Annotated in this window: 1 pseudogene; it reads right to left on the bottom strand. The window is 48.7% G+C overall.

The window, feature by feature from the left end:
• A pseudogene (locus RBB62_RS19415) lies at positions 1-1,244 on the bottom strand (hypothetical protein); the annotation flags it as partial.
• Between the last annotated feature and the right edge of the window lie 11 nt (positions 1,245-1,255).

The following is a 1,255-nucleotide window of genomic DNA, read 5'->3' as shown; positions in this document are numbered from 1 at the left end:
CCATCAATTCCATCGGCTCCTGCTACGCCATCGGCCCCGTCAACACCATCGACGCCAGCTACACCTTCAGCACCAGCCGGACCCGTCAGGTTGCCCAAAGCAGAACCCCAGCCCTCGGATGTCTTTTGGTAATAATCACCTGTAGACGAATCCAAATACAAATCACCATCTTCCCCAGTTTCCGCAGCAGGCACCCCTGAAGCCACATGCCAAAACGATGACGAGCCACTCGCTCCTTCCGTCAAAGACACCCACGCCGAGCCATCGTATCCCTCAAAATCAATTCCATCCCAACGAATCGCACCCGCCTGCACAAGTCCTGTGCTCGTTGTTAAAATCAGCGAGCCATCCACTAGGGTATGCCCAGCGACGTGCAATTTCTGGCTGGGCGAAGTAGTCCCAATCCCAATCGTCTTTGCCGATAAATCCCCATATATCGTGTTACCTATATTCAGTTTTTCACTATCAACCCCAGTAGGGAAATTAGAATTCCGGGCAATAACGATATTCCTGTCGCCTTCAGTAAGCGCCCCCCCAATACCAATCAATATATTATCACTACCCTCCACCAAGTTCGCTCCAGCCTGCCTCCCCAAAAAAAGATTATTTACCCCAGTTCTGAATGATGATCCAGCATAGTAGCCCAATGCTGCATTGTTCTGCGCATCAAACACGGTAACCAGTGCCTTCGTTCCTAATGCTATATTATGCGATAGAACATGCGGAGCTTCAGGATTACCCATGCCCTTTAGAGCATCTAGACCAATGGCGACGTTGCCATCTCCATCACTAGTGGATGAAGCCATAGCTTTATTACCAATCGCCACATTATTGCCACCATCGTGATACTGAAGTGCATCGCGACCTATCGCAACATTAGCATCACCTCCATCCGCATAACGATTAGCTCCAGGACCTATTGCGACATTCCACTTGCTACTAATATTTTGTTCCATTGTATTCGAACCAATTGCGACATTTGCAGACCCTTCATTTTCTCGAGCCGCATTCTCACCAATCGCAACCATATTGCTGCCGCTGACAGAATTCCTCATACTATAATAACCAATCGACACGTTCCCATTCGCCTCGTTATCTTGCAACGCATTAAGACCAATAGCGACTTGACTCTGAGAGCTTGTGCTATTCTGCAAAACTCCCTTACCAATAGCGATTAAGTTGGTGCCTGTAACGACGTAGCGGGCCGCCGACCCACCCATGATGATATTATCCGAGTTGCTCACCAAAGAATTAC

This window comes from Cerasicoccus maritimus, from assembly GCA_031296935.1.
GTDB classification, from domain to species: Bacteria; Verrucomicrobiota; Verrucomicrobiia; order Opitutales; family Cerasicoccaceae; genus Cerasicoccus; species Cerasicoccus maritimus.
This window is presented reverse-complemented; position numbering and strand designations above follow the sequence as displayed.